The following is a 21811-nucleotide window of genomic DNA, read 5'->3' on the forward strand; positions in this document are numbered from 1 at the left end:
TATGATGTACGCCTCCTTTCATGATTATGGTGCACACAGCGGCGCATATCCATGCGCGCGATGCAGAAAATAAGGGAAAGGAGCTGATGTGACATGCGCCACACTCAAATGACGGAAAGCGCGTTTACCGCTGCCGTTCAAACGTATTTGAAACAAATTACGGAGGATGCCGGAATGATACTGCGGACATTGGATGAAAAAGACCAATGCCTTCTTTGCGAATTAGATGAACTGGGACATACGTTTCAGGAAATGCAGGCTGTCGCTTCGTCGTTTTACCTGCAGACATATATCGAACATTTTACGCCTTCCTATACAGAGCTGGCGAGGGCCGTGCAGCATCTGGCTGAAGAAAAGCACGGAGCGCTGATTGTGATCGAACGTGCAGATCCGCTGGACGGAATAATACAAAAAGGGACCAGCCTGCATGCCGAGATCAGTGCGGCTTTAATTGAGAGTATTTTTTATCCCGGCAATCCGCTTCACGACGGAGCCGTATTGGTCAGAGAAAATCGGGTTGTATCAGCAGCCAATGTGCTACCGCTCACAACAAAACATGTCGATCTCAAATACGGGACGCGCCACAGGGCCGCGATGGGACTTTCGGCCGTGACTGATGCACTCGTGCTCGTTGTTTCAGAAGAAACGGGAAAAATGTCCTTTGCTAAAGACGGCGGACTGTATCCGCTTGTTTCTCCGCAGGCGCTTCATGCGAAATAATAAGAAAATGGGAATATTGTACCCATTTAATATTAATAAGGTGAACATCTTTACCTTTTTCTGTATTGGTGTTATCGTTTAAATATACATAAAATTTAAAAGAATAGGGAGTGGAAAGATGGCAAATGTATTGATGATCGGCTTTCCGGGAGAAGGCCATATCAATCCGTCTTTAGGCGTCGTAAAAGAACTGAAGGCAAAAGGGGAACATGTCGTATATTACGGCGTGAAGGAATATGAGAACAAAATCGCGTCAAGCGGAGCGGAATTCCGTGAATATGAAGATTTCCGAAAAGATGAACAGCGGGACGCTACCGAGTTTTTACTATTAATGATTGAGACTTCCAAAAAAGCCGCACTCCGTATTCTTGAGGAAGTAAAGGATGAATCCTACGACTACATCCTGTATGATCATCATTTTCTGGCAGGAAGGCTCGTGAGAAACCAGCTGAAACTGCCGGCATATTCACTTTGTACGACATTTGCAATGAATGAAGCATTTATTAAAGAAGTGTTTTCAAATACAAACCTTGTATCAGAGGAATCATCTCATTATCCGGCTTATACTGAAGCGGTCAGCCGGCTCAATGAAGAATTCAGCGCAGACATTAAAACGCCGTATGATATTTTCTCAAATGACGGCAGAAAAACCATCGTATTTACTTCAAGAGCGTTTCAGCCGAAAGAAGAAGAGTTTGGCGATTCTTATCTTTTTGTCGGCCCGTCCATTACCGAAAGGGCGACGGCTCAAGATTTCCCGTTTGAACAGCTTGAAGGAGAAAACGTCCTGTTTATTTCCATGGGCACGATTTTTAACAATCAGAAGGAATTGTTTAATAAATGCTTAAAAGCGGTCAGAAACTTTAACGGAAAAGCCGTCATGTCAATCGGCAAACATCTTGATCCGGCGGAGCTTGATGAAATTCCTGAGAATGTCATTGTCAAGCCTTATGTTCCGCAGCTTGAGATCCTGAAGAGAGCGGACTTATTTATCACTCACGGCGGAATGAACAGTACGAGCGAAGGGCTTTACTACAAAACCCCGATGATCGTCATTCCGATGGGCGCAGATCAGTTCGCCGTCGGAAGCCAAGTGGAAAACACGGGCGCGGGCAAGATGTTTAAAAAAGAAGATGTAACAGCGGAACTGCTCACTGAAGCAATAAAAGAATTGAGCGAAAATCCTGAATATCAGACAAAAGCTTCTGAAATCGGAGAATCCCTGAAAGCGGCCGGCGGAGCACAGCGTGCAGCGGAATTGATAGCAGAAGACGTGAAAACAGCCGAGACCCGGGTTCTGTAATCAGCCGTCACCCGCTTCCTAAAGGAAGCGGGCTTTTTTTGATTGTTTTTCGGGAGGATTTTTCACGCCGTAAAGAGAATTGTATGAAAAACAGACAAGAAAGGTGGAATGTCGCGGAAAAAAGCCATGTTATGAAAATGATTCCAAAGTCTTTTGTGAAATGTTCTCAATTTATGTAAAATGTGTGGCATTGGTGATGATCTAAGGCCAAATGAATCGGAATTAATGTCGACTTCTGAATGAATCCTGCATAACAGGCGGCGTCCAAAGAAAAGGAACGTCCCTTTCAGTAATGATAAATAGGAGGTTTTTCGTTATATGAAGAAAAAAATCGCAGCCGGACTGGCTGTATCTGCAGTAATGACTTCAACCTTCGCCGTGCATCCCGCTGAAGCAAAAACCATTCAAGTAAAAAGCGGCGACTCTCTTTGGAAACTTTCCCGGCAATATCATACAAGTATTTCGGCCCTGCAGGCGGAAAATAAACTGAAATCAACGATACTCCACCCAGGACAGCGGCTGCACATTCCTGACGGCAGCGGCAAAACCGGACAAAAGGGAAAACGAAGCACGGGTGCTTACACAGTTACATACGGAGACTCATTATGGGTGATCGCAAAAAAATACAAAATGAGCGTTTCTGAGCTGAGAAGCCTGAACCGTTTGAGTTCAGATGTCATCTATCCGGGCCAGAAACTGAAAATTAAAGGGTCTGCCGGCGGCACGGACGGAGGCGGCAGACAGACAAAGCCTGATAAAGGCGCATCAGGGACTTACACTGTGAAGCCGGGTGACTCGCTGTGGAAAATCGCCAATCAAACCGGGATCACCATCGCCGAACTGAAAAAGCTGAATCAATTAACATCAGACATGCTGTATCCGAATCAAGTGTTAAAGATTAAAGGTTCTTCACATAACGGAAACAGCGGCAAAACACCGCCATCTCATTCAAACCCTTCTGAGAAGCCATCCACTTACAAAGTAAAAGCAGGCGACTCCCTCTGGAAAATTGCTAATCGGTTCGGCATCACCGCTCAGCTCATCAGAGAAAAAAATAAATTGACAACTGATGTGCTTCAAATCGGACAAGTTCTGGTGATTAACGGAACGGGAAAAACAGAAGATCCTGCGCGGCAGCCGGATAACAAACCGGCAAAGCCAAACAAGCCGAATACTCCCGAACCTCCGGTGACAGGGTCAAAGATTGACAGAATGATAGGCGAGGCGAAAAAACATGTCGGCGTTCCTTACCGCTGGGGAGGCAATACGCCTGCGGGCTTCGATTGCAGCGGTTACATCTATTACCTTTTAAATAAGGTAAGCTCTGTTTCCCGTCTGAGCACGGCCGGATATTGGAATACGATGAAACATATCAGCCAGCCGTCAGCAGGCGACTTTGTCTTCTTTACGACATATAAAGCGGGTCCTTCTCATATGGGAATGTATTTAGGCGGAGGAGATTTTATTCACGCAAGCTCCTCCGGGGTTGAAATTTCAAACTTAAGCAATCCATATTGGAAAAAAGCGTATTTAGGAGCGCGCAGTTATTTTTAAAAAAAGCCTTTCGGGGCTTTTTTTTGTTTACCATTTTCACGTTTTGACAAGACTGATGGGTAAAAAAATAAGGGGGAGGAAGCATGAATCGTCTCTTGCTTTTTCTCATGCTCGCATCAATTACGCTTTGCGGCTGCGGGGGGAGACCCGCTCCTGTTCCGCCCAAAAAACATGGGGAAAGCCGCGCATTGGAAGCATCTGCATACCGTGAGCATGGCGGACTCATCAATCAAAACGGAAAAACGATCGGATATATCGAAGTGAGGGAATCTGATGATGAAGGGTCAGACATTCATATATCAGCGGGGCATCTGCCGCCCGGCGCTTCTCTCGGATTTCATATTTATGAAAAAGGGACTTGTCAGGCACCTGATTTTGAATCAGCCGGGGGACCGTTCAACCCTTTGAACAAAGAGCACGGCTTCAACAATCCGATGGGTCATCACGCCGGGGATCTCCCCAATCTTGAAGTGGGGGCTGACGGTAAAGTGGATGTCATTATGAACGCGCCGCAAACTTCATTAAAAGAAGGGAGCAGACTCAGCCTGCTCGACCGGGACGGAAGTGCGTTCGTCATTCATGAACATACGGACGATTATTTAACAAACCCGAGCGGAAATTCCGGAGCCAGAATCGCCTGCGCTCCCCTGACAAAAAGCGCCCGCAGGGAATGAGCCCTTTTGTATTGAGTATACAAGGGCTTTTTTAGTATACTCGGTTATGGAATACAAATGGAAAGGAAACATCACCTATGACTTCAGAATTACAGCACCTATCACTTCCGGAAGATATACAAAACAAACTGCAGGCTTATCAAAATCATCCCATTTCCCAAGAATTCCGGGATTTAATCGGATCATCAGGCTATGAGGCCGAAGATAAAGCGATTGTATTCGATGCCGTCATTGCTTTGACAATGGGAAAAAATATCTTATTAAAAGGACCGACGGGTTCAGGGAAAACAAAATTGGCGGAAACGCTTTCGAACTATTTTCATAAACCGATGCACAGCGTCAACTGCTCCGTAGACCTCGATGCAGAAGCGCTTGTCGGCTATAAAACGATTGAAAATGAACAGGGACAGGCGACAATTGAATTCGTTCCCGGACCTGTAACAACCGCAATGAACGAGGGACATTTTTTATACATTGACGAAATCAATATGGCAAAGCCTGAAACCCTTCCGATTCTAAACGGCGTGCTTGATTACAGAAAAATGATGACAAATCCCTTTACAGGAGAAGTGATTAAGGCAAGCGAAGGATTCGGTGTTATCGCCGCGATTAATGAAGGCTACGTCGGCACCGTTCCGCTGAACGAAGCCCTTAAAAACCGTTTTGTCATCATTGATGTTCCGTATATTAAAGGAAGCCTCCTGAAACAGGTGCTGACCTCTCAGTCTGTCTTAAAAGATGAGAAATTAATTGAGCGTTTTATGACGCTGTCTTCTGATTTAATCGCACAAGCGCATAACGGACAAGTGTCAGAAGAAGCGGCGTCCATCAGGGCTCTCATTGACACGTGCGACTTGGCTGCGTACATCCCGCCGAAACGGGCGATTGAAAGAGGCATCGTGGAAAAACTTGACGACGACAGGGAAAAAGCCGCTGTCAGAAATATTGCAGAAACGCTGTTCGAATGAGGGACATACAATGAAGTTTATCAAATTTAATGACAGCACGATTGATTCGTTTTTGTTCATGATGCTGACTGACCTGGCCAAAACACTGACCAGAAGCAGTGAAGTTGAAGTGGAATACGGCGTGCAGTCTTACTACAATCCCTTTGAAAAGAAAATTTACATGAGCCACTTTTGGAAAGACCGATCAGCCGGGGATATGGAAGCCGGCCTGAAAAGCGATGTCTATTTGCGCGCTGTCGGAACACGCAGCAGCTCATTTCGGGAATTTGCGGGGTTTTTAAATGACGTTCACCGGCACTTTACCCGCCAAAGCTTTGCCAAGCAGCTGTTTATGCTGCTTGAGGATATCAGAATTGAAGAGCTGATCAAAAAAGAACGGCCGGGAACGAAACGTGTTTTTCAGAAGCGGAGGGAGATGTACAGGAAATATTTCACGACGCAGCTGACATTGAATTTAGAACGGAGCATTTTCACCGACGCTTTGTATTGCGGGATGTTTGTCAAGCTGACGGCTGAGTCTCCGCTTGAAGGCATTCCTTCCATGCATGAACATATTGATATGATGATACCGTATATTGAACGTCAGCTCATCCGGGTGTATGAAGCGGATTCTACGGAACAGATTGCAAGAATAACGGAAGACCTCATGGAAGGCCTTGATGAAGTGCTTGAGAAAGATATGCTGAACACGTACTTTTTTCTGCCGGAACTTGATTACGAAAAAGCGGCTGAAGAGCCTTTATTCGAAAGCGTAAAAAAAGCGCCTTCGTTAAGTGACGATCTCACGCTCCCTGAGTCTTCCGACGGAGATGAAGAAATCCTTGAAGAGAAAATGAATACGTGGCACCGGGAAACCGAAGCGCCGGCAAAAAGTTTCCTTCAATTTGATATTGAGCACGGCGCGAAATCAGATCTTGGGAAAGACGCGGCCAGAGAAGGCGATGACGGTGACCAGGCGCTCGGCTCCGTTCAAGGTTCCGCACGTCAGACGAAAAGAGAGGATTACTCCAAACTGGAAGCGCTTGAATCCATTCAGGATCAACATGAGGGCGCGGGGCTGGCTGACGGAAAAGAAAACAAATTTGCCTTCCCGGTTTATCAAACGCCTCATAAAGCGTCTCCTGAAGAGGAGCAGTCTTATAAAGAACAGGCAAAAACGATAGAATCATATCAAAAACGCCTGAAGCAGATGATACAAAAAACACTTGAGCACAAAAAAACGCTCCCGCGGACCGACCTTCACGCAGGCCGGCTGAATCGCAAACTGATCCGTTATTTTACGGAGCGGAACCCGCGCCTTTTCTATAAAAAGCAGGACCCGTCTTCAGACATTGACGCCGTTTTTACATTGCTTGTCGATTGTTCGGCCAGCATGTTCGACAAAATGGATGAAACAAAAAGAGGGATCGTTCTTTTTCATGAAGCCTTGAAATCAGTGTCCGTACCGCACCAGATCGTCGGGTTTTGGGAGGATACGAACGAAGCGACTGAAACGAGTCAGCCGAATTTCTTCAATACCGTCATTCCGTTTGAAGAGTCGCTGCTGCAGGCGGCGGGTCCGCTGATCATGCAGCTTGCGCCTGAAGAAGATAACAGAGACGGATACGCCATCAGACAAATGACGAAACAGCTGATGCGGCGGAGTGAGGCGCAAAAATTTTTAATCGTGTTTTCAGACGGAGAGCCGGCAGCATTCGGATACGAACAAAACGGCATCGTCGATACGAGCGAGGCTGTCATCGAAGCGAGAAAAAAAGGGATAGAAGTCATAAATGTTTTTCTGTCCAATACTGCGATAGAAGAATCACAGATGAAAACCATTCAGGATATGTACGGAAAGTACAGTATTTTTGTTCCGGATGTCGATCAGCTGCCCGATGTGCTGTATCCGCTCTTGAAAAAACTGCTTCATAAAAGCATAGGATAGGCTTTTTCCTATGCTTTTTCGCTTTTTATTTTAAAATGATTTAATTTTTTCGGTATTGATCTGTTTTTTTTACTATTTTGTGAACAATCAAGGTAGAATCCAAACGCAATCAGTGGTAAAATATCCTTGGAAGCGTTTTTATTACATAATTTTGGGCACAGCGTTCAAAAGTTATTTCAAGATAGTGAATTGATCACTTGATTATCTAGGTTGGGGGTAATATTCAAATGTTTCAAAATAATATGAAACAAAGAATGAATTGGGAAGATTTTTACGGACCGAACCTCGGCTATGCACTGGAGCTGTACGACCAATATGCTGAAGATCCAGACAGCATTGATCCGGATCTGAAAGACATGTTTGACGAACTCGGCGCTCCGCCAAGCCAAATAAAAGAGGCATCGGGAACAAAGGAACAGGGACGCGTCACCGCAGATCTGATTCAAAAGATCGCAGCAGCAGTTAAACTTGCAGAAGATATTCGAACCTATGGCCATCTGAACGCTTCCGTCAATCCGCTCAGAAAGGATCCGAAAAAGAGCGAGCTCTTTCCGTTATCCGAGTATGGGCTTACAGAAGAAGAAATGAAAGCAATACCCGCGTCTGTCATCTGTAAAGACGCACCTGCCAATATAACAAACGGCTTAGAAGCCATCCAGCATTTACGCAATACCTATAAAAGAACCATCTCCTTCGAGTTTGACCATGTGCATGATTTCGAAGAGCGCGCATGGATTACAAAAATGGTCGAATCCGGAGAACTGTTCCGGAAAAATTCACCGGAAAAACTGTCAGCCGTTTTAGAAAGACTGACGGAAGTAGAAGGATTTGAACAATTTTTACACCGGACATTCGTCGGTCAGAAGCGTTTCTCAATTGAGGGGTTAGACGCGCTTGTGCCGGTTCTTGACGACATTATCGCCCAGTCTGTGAAAGCGGGCACAACCAATGTCAATATCGGGATGGCGCACAGAGGCCGTTTAAATGTGCTTGCGCATGTGCTCGGCAAACCGTATGAGATTATTTTCTCAGAATTCCAGCACGCGCCGAATAAAGACCTTGTGCCGTCTGAAGGATCGACCGGCATCAGCTACGGCTGGACGGGCGATGTAAAATATCACCTCGGTGCAGACAGACAGCTTCAGGATGCTGAAACCAAAAGCGCGCGGATTACGCTTGCAAATAACCCGAGCCACTTGGAATTCATCAATCCGATTGTTGAAGGAAGCACGCGGGCGGCACAGGAAACAAGAACGCAAAAGGGGTACCCGGTTCAAGACGAAACAAAATCGCTCGCCATTTTAATTCACGGTGACGCAGCGTTTCCGGGAGAAGGCATTGTCGCCGAGACGCTGAACTTAAGCTCTCTGAAAGGCTATCAGGTCGGCGGGGCCATTCATATCATCGCCAATAATATGATCGGCTTTACAACTGAAAGCGATGAATCACGATCCACGAAATATGCCAGTGATTTGGCGAAGGGCTATGAAATCCCGATCGTTCACGTCAACGCGGATGATCCGGAAGCATGCCTGTCAGCCGTTAAATTTGCGGTTGAATACCGGAAGCGGTTCAATAAAGATTTCTTAATCGATTTAATCGGGTACAGACGGTACGGCCACAATGAAATGGATGAGCCGTCAACGACACAGCCGATGCTGTATGACGCCGTCAGAAAACACCCGACTGTCAAGCGGATCTTTGCGGAAAAACTCGTAAGTGAAGGTCTGATCAGCGAGGAAAAAGCGCAAAACATCGAAACGGCAGTGACAAAACGAATTGAAGACGCCTATAAAAAGGTGCCCGCCAAAAAAGAAGACGCCGTACGGGAAATTGAATTGCCGGAACCGGTGTCCAACGGTTTTCCAGACGTTGACACAGCCATTGATTTTGATGTTCTCCGCAAGCTGAACGGCGAACTTATCAACTGGCCGGAATCTTTTAACGTGTTCGGCAAGCTGAAAAGAATCCTGGAAAGACGTTCAAAAGCGTTTGATGATGACCGTAAAGTTGAATGGTCATTGGCTGAATCGCTTGCGTTTGCTTCCATTTTGAAAGACGGCACGCCGATCCGGCTGACCGGACAGGATTCAGAGCGCGGAACGTTCGCTCAAAGAAACCTTGTGCTGCATGACAGCGAAACAGGAGAAGAATTTGTTGCCCTCCATCACTTAGACGACTGCGCTGCTTCATTTACGGTGCATAACAGCCCGCTCTCTGAAGGATCGGTTCTCGGCTTTGAATATGGATACAACGTGTATTCGCCTGAAACGCTCGTGATGTGGGAGGCGCAATACGGGGACTTTGCCAATGCGGCTCAAGTCTATTTTGATCAATTCATATCTGCAGGACGGGCAAAATGGGGACAAAAATCAGGACTGGTCATGCTGCTGCCTCACGGTTACGAAGGGCAGGGCCCTGAACACTCCAGCGGCCGCGTCGAGCGGTTCCTGCAGCTGGCGGCGGAAAACAACTGGACGGTGGCCAACCTGACAAGTGCGGCTCAGTATTTCCATATTTTAAGAAGACAAGCGAAAATGCTGCTTCGTGAGGAAATCCGCCCGCTTGTGATCATGACGCCGAAGAGCCTGCTGCGCAACCCGAATACGGTATCTGAAGTGCAGGAACTGAGCGAAAGCCGATTCAAGCCTGTCTATGAGCAGTCCGGTCTTTCCCATGCTTACGAAAAAGTGACTCGCGTCGTATTATCAAGCGGAAAAGTGTCAATTGATATCAGCGATCACTTCAACAAAATGGAAGGCGATAAGGATTGGCTTCATATTGCCAGAATCGAACAGCTGTATCCGTTCCCGGCAAAAGATACGAAGGAGCTTTTCGCCAAACTGCCGAACCTGCAAGAGATCGTTTGGGTTCAGGAAGAGCCGCAGAATATGGGGGCATGGAGTTATATCAGCCCGTATCTGACGGAAATCGCGCCAAAAGGAGTAAATGTCCAATACATCGGCCGAAGAAGACGATCCAGTCCCGCAGAAGGAGATCCGACAGTCCACAAAAAAGAACAGGAACGCATTGTATCTGATAGCTTGACTCGCAAAAACTAAGGGGGAAATGAAAAAATGGCGGAAATTAAGGTACCTGAATTAGCAGAATCAATCTCAGAAGGAACGATAGCCCAATGGTTAAAGCAGCCCGGTGATTATGTAGAACAGGGTGAGTACTTGCTTGAACTGGAGACGGACAAAGTAAATGTTGAATTGACAGCAGAAGAATCGGGTGTTCTAAAAGAGGTATTGAAAGATTCGGGTGATACCGTCCAAGTAGGAGAAATTATCGGTACCATTACAGAAGGCGCTGGCGAAAGTTCTGCACCCGCCCCTTCAGAAAGTGCTCCAGCCAATGAACAAACGAAAGAGGAAGCAAAAGCTGAACCTGCTGCACAAGAAGTCAGCCAGGAAGCACAATCAGAAGCGAAATCCAGAACGGTAGCGTCTCCGGCTGCACGCAAGCTGGCAAGGGAAAAAGGAATTGATCTATCACAAATTCCGACGGGAGACCCGCTCGGCCGCGTGCGCAAACAAGATGTAGAAGCTTATGAAAAACCGGCTTCAAAACCTGCGGCACAGCCGAAACAGCAGGCTCAAAAAACACAGCAAAGCTTTGACAAACCTGTCGAAGTGCAAAAAATGTCCCGCCGCAGACAAACGATCGCGAAACGATTGGTTGAAGTGCAGCAGACTTCTGCGATGCTGACTACATTTAACGAAGTTGACATGACGGCCGTTATGAATCTAAGAAAACGCCGTAAAGACCAATTCCTTGAGCAAAACGATGTAAAACTCGGTTTCATGTCGTTCTTTACAAAAGCCGTCGTGGCTGCATTGAAAAAATTCCCGCTCCTTAACGCTGAAATTCAAGGCGATGAGCTGATCGTGAAAAAATTCTATGACATCGGTATCGCTGTCGCGGCTGAAGAAGGGCTTGTCGTCCCAGTCGTGCGTGACGCTGACCGCCTGACGTTTGCCGGCATTGAAAGAGAGATCGGCGAACTTGCGAAAAAAGCGCGAAATAATAAATTAACATTAGGTGAGCTGCAAGGAGGCTCCTTCACGATTACAAACGGAGGTACATTCGGATCGCTTATGTCAACACCGATCCTAAACAGCCCTCAGGTTGGGATCTTAGGTATGCACAAAATTCAGCTGCGCCCAGTAGCGATTGATGCGGAGCGCTCTGAAAACCGTCCGATGATGTACATCGCTTTATCATACGACCACAGAATTGTAGATGGTAAAGAAGCGGTCGGATTCCTTGTCACCATTAAAAACCTGCTTGAAGATCCGGAACAGCTGTTGCTGGAAGGATAATTTGAGACAGACAAAAAGTACACTGCCCTTACAAGCAGTGTACTTTTTTTATTGAGAGAAGGGGAGAATGTATATGAAAAGCTGTTATCCGCTTGAGATCGAATTTGAATATAATGAAGAATTGCATTCTATCACTCCGGTTCTTCTGCAAGACGAACATGACACGATATTAATAGACTGCGGATATCCCGGTTTTACAAACCATCTTCAACACGCTGCTGCCCGGCATGGTATGTCGCTTCATTCATTGACAAAAATCATTGTAACGCATCACGACATAGACCATATCGGCTCACTCGCTGCATTACACCGTTTGCATCCGGATATCAGCGTGACAGTACATGAGCGTGAAGCGCCGTATATTGACGGCTCTAAAAAATCTTTACGGCTTGAGCAGGCTGAATCAACGTTTTGTTCATTGCCAGAGGATGCAAAGCCTTATGCAAAACAGTTCATCCGCTCGCTTCAATCAGTCGAATCGGCTCCAGTTCACCGGACAGTTACTGACGGCGAGCTGCTGCCTTGGTGCGGAGGCATTCGCGTTGTAGCCACACCGGGTCATACACCCGGCCATATCAGTCTTTATCTGCCTGCCGAAAAAACTATGGTCACAGGTGATGCGGTCGTCATTGAAGACGGAAAGCTGAACCTTGCTAATCCTAGCTATACGTTACATATGGATGATGCGGTCCGTTCTGTGCGGCGGCTGCTCGATTACGATATCCGCCAATTGATTTGTTATCATGGAGGTCTATTTCAGGGGGATGTGAAAAAAGCGCTTTTGCGTCTGTTTCGTGATCTGCAGAATAAAAAAGGATAGGAGCGGCCAGCCTATCCTATCCTTGTTCAGTTATGAAAACGGAATCTTTGCCGTTTCTTCTTCTTCGGTGCTGTTTTTCTCTTTTTTCTTAGACCAGTAGGTGGCAAGAACAGACCCCGACAGATTGTGCCATATGCTGAAAATTGCGCTCGGCACGGCTGACAAAGGGGAGAAATGCGCTGTCGCAAGCGCTGCACCCAGTCCGGAGTTTTGCATTCCGACTTCGATCGCAATCGCTTTTTGTGAAGCATAATCCATTTTGAACAGCTTTGCAGTCAGGAATCCTAACAAATATCCGATTCCGTTATGTAAGATGACGACAGACACAATCAGCAGTCCTGATTGAAGCAGATGCTCACGATTTACGCTGACGACAGAGGATACAATCGCTACGATGCCGATTACCGACACGAGAGGAAGCGCGTGCACGGCTTGTCCGACCTGTTTTTTGAAGAACAGCTTCACAATCACCCCGAGGACGATCGGCAAAAGCACGGCTTGCATTATGGAAACAAACAGTGAACCGAAAGAAACGGGGAGCCACTCTTTCGCAAACAGCATAATAAGTGCCGGCGTTACAATAGGAGCAAGCAATGTTGAGATCGTGGTGACCGCAACAGAAAGCGCAGTATTGCCTTTCGCCAAAAACGTCATGACGTTTGATGCCGTACCGCCCGGACAGCATCCGACCAGAATGACGCCCGCGGCGATTTCTGCGGGGAGGCGGAGCCCGATTGATAAACAGAAAGCCGTAAGCGGCATAATCGTAAACTGGCAAGCGACTCCGATCACGACATGCCAAGGCTTTCTGATTAATTCTTTAAAATCGTCTGCTTGAAGAGTTAGCCCCATCCCAAACATAATAATACCAAGGAAAATCGTCATATAAGAACTGATCCAAGAAAACAAATCAGGGCAGGCGAATCCTAAACCGGCAAAGACGATAACCCACAAGCCAAAGGTTTGGCCTGCAAACCCGCTTATTTTTTTCAGCCATTCCATAAACACAGCTCCTTTTACATTCAATCAATCAGTCAGAAAATATGACTGACTTTTCTGTATTCCATTATAAATAATTTTCTGAATAATTCAATATTAAATATAAGTTTTCAATAAAATTATTATGTAAACTAACATCTTCTTGACTATTCAGACATATATTCTTACAATTGATTTTTATACTGAAATGAATTGGGAGTGCTGAAGTGAAAGAAGCTAATCAATGGTCATCTAAGCTGGGATTTATTTTAGCTACGGCCGGCTCTGCAATCGGGCTCGGCGCAATATGGAAGTTCCCTTACGTAGCGGGAACCAGCGGAGGCGGCGCTTTTCTGCTTGTTTTTATTTTATTTACTGTTTTAATCGGACTGCCGCTTTTACTTGCTGAATTTATTATCGGCAGAAAAACACAAAAAAACGCCGTTGAATCCTATAAGGCGCTCGCGCCGGGGAAAAAGTGGCACTGGATCGGATATCTCGGAATCATTACGTGTTTTATTCTATTATCCTTCTACAGCGTAGTGGGGGGATGGATATTAATCTACATTATAAAAGGCTTTACAGGCGGCTTATCGCTTTCTTCGGGATTTGATACGTTATTTATCGATACCATTTCAAACCCTTATGCAGCGGTTTTCGGTCAGCTGCTGTTTATCGTGCTGACGATTTTAGTTGTGGCAAAAGGGGTGAGCAGCGGAATCGAAAAGGTAAGCCAGGTGCTGATGCCGGCTCTGTTTATTCTGTTTATTCTCTTAATGATCCGCTCCGTTACGCTGCATGATGCAGCGAAGGGATTAAAATTCTTCTTTATGCCTGATTTTGGCGCGATGGATGCCAATACCATTTTATATGCGATGGGACAATCATTTTTCTCGTTAAGCGTCGGAGTGTCCGTAATGGTTACATACAGCGCATATTTAGAAAAAGAAGAAAATATTGTTCAATCCGCCGTATCGGTGACGGTATTAAATGTCCTTGTTGCTGTGATGGCGGGAGTGGCGATTTTTCCGGCGGTGTTTGCATTCGGCCTCAAGCCGGATCAAGGCCCGCAGCTTTTATTTAACGTGCTGCCGACCGTCTTTAACCAAATGCCGTTGGGCATCGTGTTTTTACTCGCCTTTTTGCTGCTGTTTTTATTTGCGACGCTGACATCGGCTTTTTCAATGCTTGAAATTTTAGTTGCTGTTTTGTCAAAAGGCGATTCGGCAAAACGGAAGCGGTATGCATGGATCGGGGGACTTGCTATATTTATTGTCGGGGTCCCTTCGGCGCTGTCGTACGGAATTTTGAGTGATGTTTCTATTTTTCACCGCAGTATTTTTGACGCTGCGGATTTTCTGGTCAGCAATGTCTTAATGCCGCTGGGTGCGCTTTTAATTGCCGTTTTCGTACCGCTGAAAATTCCGAAACAGATGCTGTTTGACGAACTGAAAAGCGGTTCCGGTATAAAACGAAAATGGTTTGCAGTCTGGCTCCTATTAATCCGTTATCTGGCTCCTGTAGCCATTATTATCGTTTTTCTGCACGTGCTTGGTATTTTTTAAACCAAAAGAAGCAGGCCCCCGTTCAGGACGGGGGCTTTTTTAATAAAGCGGCCATATCACGCGGTGCGCTTGTTCGAACCGTTTCTCCGCCTCCCGCCAATCAACGACATTCCACCATTGATCCACGTAAGCCGCGCGGTCGTTTTTATATTGTAAATAATAAGCGTGTTCCCACACATCCAGCGGAAGCAAAGGAATGACGTCCCACTGGCTGTAGAGCTGATGCTTCTCAGCGGCCAAAATCTCCAGCCGCCCGGCGCGCGGCGCCCAGACTAGGATAGCCCAGCCGACTCCTTCGACTTTTTTCGCCGCTTGAGAAAATTGCTCTTTAAAAGCGGAATAGCTTCCGAATGACACATCAATCATTTGAAAGAGCGCACCCGTCGGCCGTCTTTTTCCGTTTGGATTCATCGAAAACCAGAAAATACTGTGCAAATAATGGCCCGCGCCGTGAAACGCCAATTGCCGCTCCCAATGCGCCACTAAGTCGTACTGTTTCGTCTGTCTCGCTTTTTTGAGCTCCAGTTCTGCTTTATTCAGACCGTCAACATAGCTCTGATGGTGTTTGGTATGGTGGAGTTTCATAATCTCTCTTGAAATATACGGTTCCAGTGCGGAATAACTGTAAGGCAGTTTAGGGAGGACATGCTTGCCGATCGGCACATAAGCTCTGCGCTCATCCGGCTCTTCGGGTTCAGTAATGTCCCGGTAAAGTGCCGATGCCTGTTCATACCATTCCGCCTCCGTTAATCCATCATCCTGAAGGGTGTGAAAAATCCGGTCGATTTGTGCCGCGAAGCGATCGAACCGGCCTTGCTGAATGACTTGTTCCTTCAAGGTTTCACACCAATTCAGCATCTCGGTTTGATAAGCGTGCCGTTTCATTTTTCTTCCTCCTTTTCACTCACTTTCATAAAAGTGCTGAGCGCAAGCAAAGAAAACACATACGGGTAGCTGTGATACCTGATGTAAAACTGCTTCGGCAGGCCGATTCCGGTCGGATAGCTGAAAGCGGCGCCTTCGTAATGCCGGTTTTCAATAAGAAAAGATATGCCTTTTGTGACGGCTTGATGATGAGTTTTTTCGTATTGCAGCAAAGCTTCGGCCGCCCAAGCCGTCTGTACAAGCGTCCCGTAATAAAGCGGAACATAGGTTTTGACTTCTGCGCTTTTACAGGATTCTCCCCAGCTTCCGTCCTCGTTTTGAATGGACTTCAGCCAGCGGATCGCTTTTTTTACGGCCGGGTGGTTTTGGCTCACGCCGCAAGCCTTCATCCCTGTCAGCGCCGCCCATGTGCCGTAAATATAGCAGACACCCCATCTGCCGTACCACGATCCGTCCTCTTCTTGATGGCGGATCAGCCATTGGACGGCTTTTTCAATCTGAGGGTGATCAGAAGAAAGCCCCGCTTCTCCTAAACAGTGCAGCACCCGTCCAGTTAAGTCGCTTGTTGAAGGATCGATGGCAGCTTCCTCAGCCGATTCCAGCGGCAGCAGGCGGACCAGCGGATGATTGACATTTTTCTCAAAAGCAGAGAAGCCGCCGTCACTGTTTTGCATGGACAAAAGCCAGCTCAGTCCGCGTTCCCATGAGGCGGGATAAAGTTTTCGCGGAATGGCTTTGAGCACTGCGGCTGTGTCATCACAATCAGGATTATTTGTATTAATGTTTGAAAAACCCCATCCTCCCGGTTCAGCATGCGGGTTGTGAACGGCCCAATCAGCGACTTTCGTCTGCTGCCGTTCACGCAGAAACCGGGCGGCGCTGGTTATCATCTGATCGTTATCTGAGATACCGCTTTTCATAAGCGCATAGTTGAGAAGCGCCGTATCCCAAACGGTCGACGTTGAATTTTCCAGGTACGGTATATCGCCGCAAGACGTGAGCAAAGCTTTCGTGCCGGCAAGTGCTTTTCTGATAACGGGGGAGTGGCGCGATACACCGAGAGCGAGCAGGCCGTACACCATAAAAATAGTGGCGCTCGCATAGCTGTATAATGTGCCGTCTTCCTCAATCCGGTCAAGCATATACGTTTTGGCCGTACGCAGACCGAGCTGGTGAAAAGCGGCAGGAATCTGCCAAAGCCGCTTCCAGTGCGCGAAAAGAGAAGAGAGGTCTCTGTTCTCATCCTGATCGGAACGAAGCCATGTAAACGGATTTTTAGTCATATGCCGATCTAAATGCGCGAGAGACGGAACGTTGGGATTTTTCAGCGAAAATCTTTTGTTAAGCGTCACGGCCATCGGTACAAAATGAATACGGGCGTATGTACTGAACTGGTAAAAATGCAGCGGGAAGGATGGGGGAATGACTAAGAAAGATAATGGCAGATGCAGCGCGGGCCATGGATAAAGGCCGTTTGCCGCAAGCATCCACTTTGTCATAAAGTGTACGTTGCGCAAGCCGCCATTTGAGATGATAAAGCGTTCGGCCTGAATCATATGCGCCTCAGAACGGCTATATAAACCGGAAGCCAGCAAGCCGGCATAGCCCTGTACAGTGGCGGTCACATTTCCTTTCCGGTCATCAGGATAGTTGGCAAAAGTTCCGTCCGGACGCTGTTTAGCGCGAATGCCTTCTGCAAGCTCAGCGATCAGTTCTTTATCATTGTCTCCAAGAGAAGTGAGAAGGAGGATCAGAAAGGCGTTTGTCAAAATCGGTCCTTCAAAACAAAATGACCATGAGCCGTCTGCATTTTGCGTTTCTCTTAATAGGGAGATGGTTTTCTTTTGGCGGCTTCTGACGTTTTCATGAATTGTGCTCACACTCGCTCAACTCCTTCAGAAGCATATATATTCATATGTAAAAGGCGGCATGACAAAAGAAAGAAACTGCTGACAGGCAGCAGTTTCTTGTTTGATTTAATCTTCCAGATTGATCCAGACGCTTTTCACTTCTGTATAATTATTCAACGCGTAAGAGCCCATTTCCCGCCCAAGGCCGGATTGCTTATAGCCGCCGAAAGGAGATGCAGCATCGAAAACATTGTAGCAGTTGACCCAAATAGTGCCGGCTTGGAGACGGTCAGCAATGTAATGGGCGTTTTTCACATTCTCAGTCCAAAGTCCGGCTGCAAGGCCGTATTCCGAGCGGTTCGCCCGCTCAATGACTTCATCTACCGTATCATACGGAATGGCGGCTAAAACAGGGCCGAAAATTTCTTCTTTTGCGATGGTCATGCTGTCATCCACATCCGCAAATACAGTCGGGGAGACAAAATACCCTTCTTCAAACGGGCAGCTGCCGCCCGCGACAGCTTTGGCTCCTTCCGCTTTTCCTTTTTCAATATATGAAAGCACGCGCTCATGCTGTTCCTGACTGACGAGCGGGCCGATTTGTGTATCTTGGTGAAGGCCGGCGCCTTGCTGAAGCGATTTCGCATATGAAACCATTTCGCTGACGACCTCATCATATTTGTCTTTGTGAATGAAGACACGGGAGCCTGCGCAGCATACCTGCCCCTGATTAAACATGACCCCGTTTAAAGCGCCGGGAATGGCTTTCTTTAAATTGGCGTCAGGCAAAATGATATTAGGTGACTTTCCGCCAAGCTCCAGTGTCACGCGTTTAATTTTTTTTGCGGCTTTTTCCATGATTTTTTTGCCGATTTCTGTAGAACCGGTAAAAGCGAGTTTATCGACATCGTCATGGTTGGTCAGCGCTTCCCCGGCCGTCTCGCCGAACCCTGGGACAATATTGATGACGCCGTCAGGGAAGCCCGCCTGATCTATTAATTCCGCTAAATAGAGGGCGGTCAGCGGTGTCTGTTCCGCCGGTTTCAAAACGATTGTGCAGCCTGTGGCAAGGGCGGCGCCCATTTTCCACATCGCCATAAGGAGCGGGAAGTTCCAAGGGATGATCTGCCCCACGACGCCGACAGGCTCATGGCGGGTGTAATTAAAATATGAGCCGGCGACCGGAATCGTTTGTCCGGTTATCTTTGTAGACCACCCGGCATAATAACGCATATGCTCAATTGCGAGCGGGATATCCCCATTCGTCGTTTCATTAATCGGTTTTCCGTTATCAAGTGTTTCAAGCTGCGCGAGTTCCGTTTTGTGCTCTTCCATTAAATCGGCAAGCTTATACATCAGCCTGCTTCTGGAAGCGGCCGGCATAGTGCGCCATTCGCCGTGATCAAAGGCTTTGCGTGCCGCTTTCACTGCACTGTCAATGTCTTCTGACTGTGCCTCGTAAAGCGTCATCAGCGTTTCTCCGGTTGCCGGATTCGGTGTGACAAATGTTGATCCTGAAGCGCTCGGAACAAATTTTCCGTCAATATAAAGTTTCTTCGTGCCCTGTAAAAATGTTTCCAGCCTTTTTGTGATCTGCATCGTTAAAGAACTCATTCGTAACAAACCTCCCGAAATTTTTTTATGGTCTGTTTTGAGCATCTTGATGTCCGCGCGAAGTAAGCGCATACAGTCATTTTATAATAACACCTCCGGTAAAATCAATCGATAACCGTTATTGCAATTCACAAGAAAAAACGGCTACAATAAGCTTATCGATTAAGAAAAGGAGTTTTATAAATGATTCATAATAATTGGCAGACAAAAGAAAGCGTCAAAAAGGTCAAATGCGTACATACAGATGCGAAAAAATACATTGTCAAAAATGTGCTGACGTCGGGTAAAGAGTATGAAGTCAAAAATGAAACAGAAGAATTCATTTTTGTTGTAGACAATACAAACAAAGTCGGAGGCTTCTACAAAGAGTATTTTGAAGAAGTTTAAAGCTGAATGAATTTATTTTGCCTGAGCCATACTAAAAAAGACTACATATAAAGGGTGGCTGCAAAATGAAAAAAACAGAGCAAGACAAACAAAATAAAACATTAGATCAGCTTCAGCAAGTGCAACCTGAAGAAGGCACCGACACGACGATGGAACAAATTTCAGATACCTATAAAGAAGGAACAATTGAAGATACGGATCGTTGATGTTTTGTTAAAACCGCGGCATTGGAGAAGCCGCGGTTTTTTATGGCGAAAATAAAAAACTGACTTTTCGAAAAAAATACCGTTTTCTTGAAACCTTTTCTTTCGCTGAACCGTACTACTTCATAACAGCGGCACCTTTCGCGAAGGGCTTTTTTGATGAACGTTCTAAAAATGTAATCTGTTCGTAATGGTTTAAATGCCGTCTATGTCGTATTCTTATATAGGGATAAAGAACTTATTTTTTTATGATTGTAATAAAACAATAGTATAGAAGCAGAAAGTGGGGTTCTTCATTGGGAATTTTTTCTGTCAGCAGATCAACCGACACAAAAAAGCTGGAGGCTTTGCTCGTTGAGGGAGAACGGATCGAAACGATTTATAAACTGCGGGTTGACCAAATATGCTTTACGAATAAACGAGTGATTTTCTTTGATAATAAAATGTTCTCCAAAAAGAAAGTGCGCGTATTTCTTCCATATAAAACAATTGAAAGCTTCGCCATTCAAGAAGCGGGGATGTTTGATCCCGATACCGGGCTTGTATTAATGACAAGGGGAAAAACTTTCGAATTGGAATTTGCAAAAGAAACGGACTTGACTGAGGTTCAAGCCATCTTAACAAAATACTTATGCAGTTAAATATCACATAAAAGCCATCCGAATGCATGCGGATGGCCTTTTTATTATATAATGCTCGTTTTTCCGGAGTTCGAATCAATGAGATCCGGATCAGCAATAGAACTGATGGGGATATAAATCGGCGCCAAATCACCATTTTCTTCACCGAATCCGTAGTTGATCTTATTGGATAAAAAATAATCGATTTGCTGATACGGGCCGATCGTAATGGAAGAACCGCGGTCGACTGCATTTACTTTAAATCCTCCTACATTTACCAAAACCGGCGAAAACATCATAATGGGCCTCCTTTTCCGGCAGGGATTTTATCGCATGCAGACTCAAAGGCAGATGGAGAATCAATTTGATCCCGGTCATCCACTTTGCTGTGCGTGCCGATGAAGCCGCTTGCATCTCCGAAGTTCTGTCCGTATCCCTGATTCTTTTTATCAGAATTCTGCCATTCCGCCAGTAAATTTTGTCCGACATTCACCGCTGAAGCATTTTCAAAGGAATTAATTTTCAACATGAAAATATTAATATTGATATATGGAGTTGGTTGAACCACAGGCAAACCTCCTTTAATACAGGTGTATGCCGGCTGTTATGACCGTATGCTTAGACAGGGGGCGATAAAAATGGATTTCGATAAGATGAAGCAGTGGATGGAAATGGCGCAAAACATGTCCGGCGGCGACTTTTGGAAAAACGTTTTTGATGATGAACAACTGAAATCATTTCAAAACGGCCATTCTCATTTTCCCTTTCAACAGGGAGATGGGCAAATGAGAAGAAATGAGGATGCTTTTCCTCTTATAGATATTGTGGAAACCCATGATGAGCTCCAATTTTTACTGTATCTGCCCGGCTACCGGAAACAAGATGTTCAGCTGCTGTCCTACGGAGAATATATCGTCGTAAAAGGCACGAGAAAATCCTTTTTTAATGAACAGGATTTTAAACAGAAGACCGGAAAATACGGCGATTTTGAAAAAAAACTCGACCTTCCGCATTCCGCTCAGGGGACGAAGGGAATGCAGGCGGTATTCAAAGACGGGATTTTATATATATCGATTGCTAAACATCTGGGGGATGCAAGCCAGATCATTATCGAAGGCTGATCTTGTTCGCGGTGCCATCTATTAAATCTGAATCATCGATACTCATGATAGGGATGACGACAACGGTGCAATCACCGTTTTGTTCACCGTACCCTTCATTTCTTTTATTGGCTGCTGTGTTTCTCACCATAATGGAAGAGCCGGTGTTAAAAGCTGCTCCGCCGCTGATTCCGTTCATTTTTATATACTCAAAGTTGATAACGGATGGAAAAAACATCATGATTCGCCTCCTTTTTGTATATCATGTTTATATATTCGCAATGCGGGACGCATAGAACTTTCCAAGAGTGACGGGGA

At 46.1% G+C, this 21811-nt stretch carries 21 protein-coding genes; 14 read left to right on the plus strand and 7 right to left on the minus strand.

Annotation, left to right across the window (positions count from 1 at the left end; all coding sequences use genetic code 11):
* The first annotated feature begins 93 nt into the window (after nucleotides 1–93).
* The 9 genes from cdaS to ACWHAR_RS04665 all read left to right on the plus strand — a co-directional run bounded on the left by cdaS (nucleotide 94) and on the right by ACWHAR_RS04665 (nucleotide 12291).
* Nucleotides 94–720, plus strand: coding sequence for a sporulation-specific diadenylate cyclase CdaS (cdaS, locus tag ACWHAR_RS04625; protein ID WP_032873400.1), 627 nt, complete (start codon nucleotides 94–96; stop codon nucleotides 718–720).
* A 118-nt stretch (nucleotides 721–838) separates the two neighbouring features.
* Entirely contained in the window at nucleotides 839–2023 is a 1185-nt protein-coding gene (locus tag ACWHAR_RS04630; protein WP_032873402.1) for a macrolide family glycosyltransferase, read from the plus strand.
* 318 nt (nucleotides 2024–2341) lie between these two features.
* Nucleotides 2342–3577, plus strand: a complete 1236-nt coding sequence (locus tag ACWHAR_RS04635; protein WP_032873404.1) for a C40 family peptidase — start codon at nucleotides 2342–2344, stop codon at nucleotides 3575–3577.
* Between the two features lie 83 nt (nucleotides 3578–3660).
* Nucleotides 3661–4251, plus strand: a complete 591-nt coding sequence (locus ACWHAR_RS04640; RefSeq protein ID WP_032873406.1) for a superoxide dismutase family protein — start codon at nucleotides 3661–3663, stop codon at nucleotides 4249–4251.
* Between the two features lie 77 nt (nucleotides 4252–4328).
* Nucleotides 4329–5219 (plus strand): AAA family ATPase, encoded by an 891-nt coding sequence (locus ACWHAR_RS04645; protein ID WP_032873408.1) that lies wholly within the window; start codon nucleotides 4329–4331, stop codon nucleotides 5217–5219.
* 10 nt (nucleotides 5220–5229) lie between these two features.
* Nucleotides 5230–7146, plus strand: coding sequence for a vWA domain-containing protein (locus ACWHAR_RS04650; RefSeq protein WP_032873411.1), 1917 nt, complete (start codon nucleotides 5230–5232; stop codon nucleotides 7144–7146).
* A 227-nt stretch (nucleotides 7147–7373) separates the two neighbouring features.
* Entirely contained in the window at nucleotides 7374–10208 is a 2835-nt protein-coding gene (gene sucA, locus ACWHAR_RS04655; RefSeq protein ID WP_032873414.1) for a 2-oxoglutarate dehydrogenase E1 component, read from the plus strand.
* A 15-nt stretch (nucleotides 10209–10223) separates the two neighbouring features.
* Entirely contained in the window at nucleotides 10224–11471 is a 1248-nt protein-coding gene (gene odhB, locus ACWHAR_RS04660) for a 2-oxoglutarate dehydrogenase complex dihydrolipoyllysine-residue succinyltransferase (protein ID WP_003153764.1), read from the plus strand.
* Nucleotides 11472–11544: 73 nt separating this feature from the next.
* Nucleotides 11545–12291: an MBL fold metallo-hydrolase gene (locus ACWHAR_RS04665; protein ID WP_032873416.1), complete on the plus strand. Its 747-nt coding sequence runs from the start codon at nucleotides 11545–11547 to the stop codon at nucleotides 12289–12291.
* 30 nt (nucleotides 12292–12321) lie between these two features.
* Here the strand turns inward: ACWHAR_RS04665 and ACWHAR_RS04670 are convergent, their stop codons facing one another.
* Nucleotides 12322–13293 carry a bile acid:sodium symporter family transporter gene (locus ACWHAR_RS04670; protein ID WP_032873418.1) on the minus strand — a complete coding sequence of 324 codons (972 nt, stop codon included), beginning with the start codon at nucleotides 13291–13293 and terminating at the stop codon, nucleotides 12322–12324.
* Nucleotides 13294–13496: 203 nt separating this feature from the next.
* Between ACWHAR_RS04670 and ACWHAR_RS04675 the strand changes: the two genes are divergently transcribed.
* A complete protein-coding gene (locus tag ACWHAR_RS04675) occupies nucleotides 13497–14834 on the plus strand; it encodes a sodium-dependent transporter (RefSeq protein ID WP_032873420.1) in 1338 nt (445 codons plus the stop codon).
* 39 nt (nucleotides 14835–14873) lie between these two features.
* Here ACWHAR_RS04675 and ACWHAR_RS04680 read toward each other — a convergent pair whose 3' ends face one another.
* The 3 genes from ACWHAR_RS04680 to ACWHAR_RS04690 all read right to left on the minus strand — a co-directional run bounded on the left by ACWHAR_RS04680 (nucleotide 14874) and on the right by ACWHAR_RS04690 (nucleotide 19183).
* Nucleotides 14874–15719 carry a superoxide dismutase gene (locus ACWHAR_RS04680; RefSeq protein WP_007611962.1) on the minus strand — a complete coding sequence of 282 codons (846 nt, stop codon included), beginning with the start codon at nucleotides 15717–15719 and terminating at the stop codon, nucleotides 14874–14876.
* Entirely contained in the window at nucleotides 15716–17599 is a 1884-nt protein-coding gene (locus ACWHAR_RS04685) for a terpene cyclase/mutase family protein (RefSeq protein WP_032873423.1), read from the minus strand. The genes ACWHAR_RS04680 and ACWHAR_RS04685 overlap by 4 nt, the downstream gene beginning before the upstream one ends.
* 96 nt (nucleotides 17600–17695) lie before the next feature.
* The gene (locus tag ACWHAR_RS04690; RefSeq protein ID WP_007611960.1) at nucleotides 17696–19183 is read right to left on the minus strand and encodes an aldehyde dehydrogenase family protein; all 1488 of its coding nucleotides are present in this window, start codon (nucleotides 19181–19183) and stop codon (nucleotides 17696–17698) included.
* A gap of 183 nt (nucleotides 19184–19366) precedes the next feature.
* Here ACWHAR_RS04690 and ACWHAR_RS04695 point away from each other — a divergent pair, with 183 nt between their 5' ends.
* The 3 genes from ACWHAR_RS04695 to ACWHAR_RS04705 all read left to right on the plus strand — a co-directional run bounded on the left by ACWHAR_RS04695 (nucleotide 19367) and on the right by ACWHAR_RS04705 (nucleotide 20414).
* Nucleotides 19367–19570, plus strand: a complete 204-nt coding sequence (locus ACWHAR_RS04695) for a DUF6501 family protein (RefSeq protein WP_032873426.1) — start codon at nucleotides 19367–19369, stop codon at nucleotides 19568–19570.
* Between the two features lie 65 nt (nucleotides 19571–19635).
* A complete protein-coding gene (locus tag ACWHAR_RS04700) occupies nucleotides 19636–19776 on the plus strand; it encodes a DUF4025 domain-containing protein (RefSeq protein ID WP_108017290.1) in 141 nt (46 codons plus the stop codon).
* 293 nt (nucleotides 19777–20069) lie between these two features.
* The gene (locus ACWHAR_RS04705) at nucleotides 20070–20414 is read left to right on the plus strand and encodes a PH domain-containing protein (protein WP_003153783.1); all 345 of its coding nucleotides are present in this window, start codon (nucleotides 20070–20072) and stop codon (nucleotides 20412–20414) included.
* Nucleotides 20415–20458: 44 nt separating this feature from the next.
* Here the strand turns inward: ACWHAR_RS04705 and ACWHAR_RS04710 are convergent, their stop codons facing one another.
* Both ACWHAR_RS04710 and ACWHAR_RS04715 read right to left on the minus strand, forming a co-directional pair.
* Complete coding sequence (locus tag ACWHAR_RS04710) at nucleotides 20459–20692, minus strand: hypothetical protein (RefSeq protein WP_003153785.1); 234 nt, start codon at nucleotides 20690–20692, stop codon at nucleotides 20459–20461.
* Complete coding sequence (locus ACWHAR_RS04715) at nucleotides 20689–20961, minus strand: hypothetical protein (RefSeq protein WP_032873428.1); 273 nt, start codon at nucleotides 20959–20961, stop codon at nucleotides 20689–20691. Before ACWHAR_RS04715 ends, ACWHAR_RS04710 begins: the two co-directional genes overlap by 4 nt.
* Before the next feature lie 70 nt (nucleotides 20962–21031).
* Here ACWHAR_RS04715 and ACWHAR_RS04720 point away from each other — a divergent pair, with 70 nt between their 5' ends.
* Nucleotides 21032–21514: an Hsp20/alpha crystallin family protein gene (locus tag ACWHAR_RS04720; RefSeq protein WP_003153787.1), complete on the plus strand. Its 483-nt coding sequence runs from the start codon at nucleotides 21032–21034 to the stop codon at nucleotides 21512–21514.
* Here the strand turns inward: ACWHAR_RS04720 and ACWHAR_RS04725 are convergent.
* Nucleotides 21501–21734, minus strand: a complete 234-nt coding sequence (locus ACWHAR_RS04725; protein ID WP_032873431.1) for a hypothetical protein — start codon at nucleotides 21732–21734, stop codon at nucleotides 21501–21503. The two genes, ACWHAR_RS04720 and ACWHAR_RS04725, sit on opposite strands and share 14 nt — an antisense overlap.
* Nucleotides 21735–21811: the final 77 nt, after the last annotated feature.

Source organism: Bacillus sp. LR--39 (assembly GCF_053613335.1).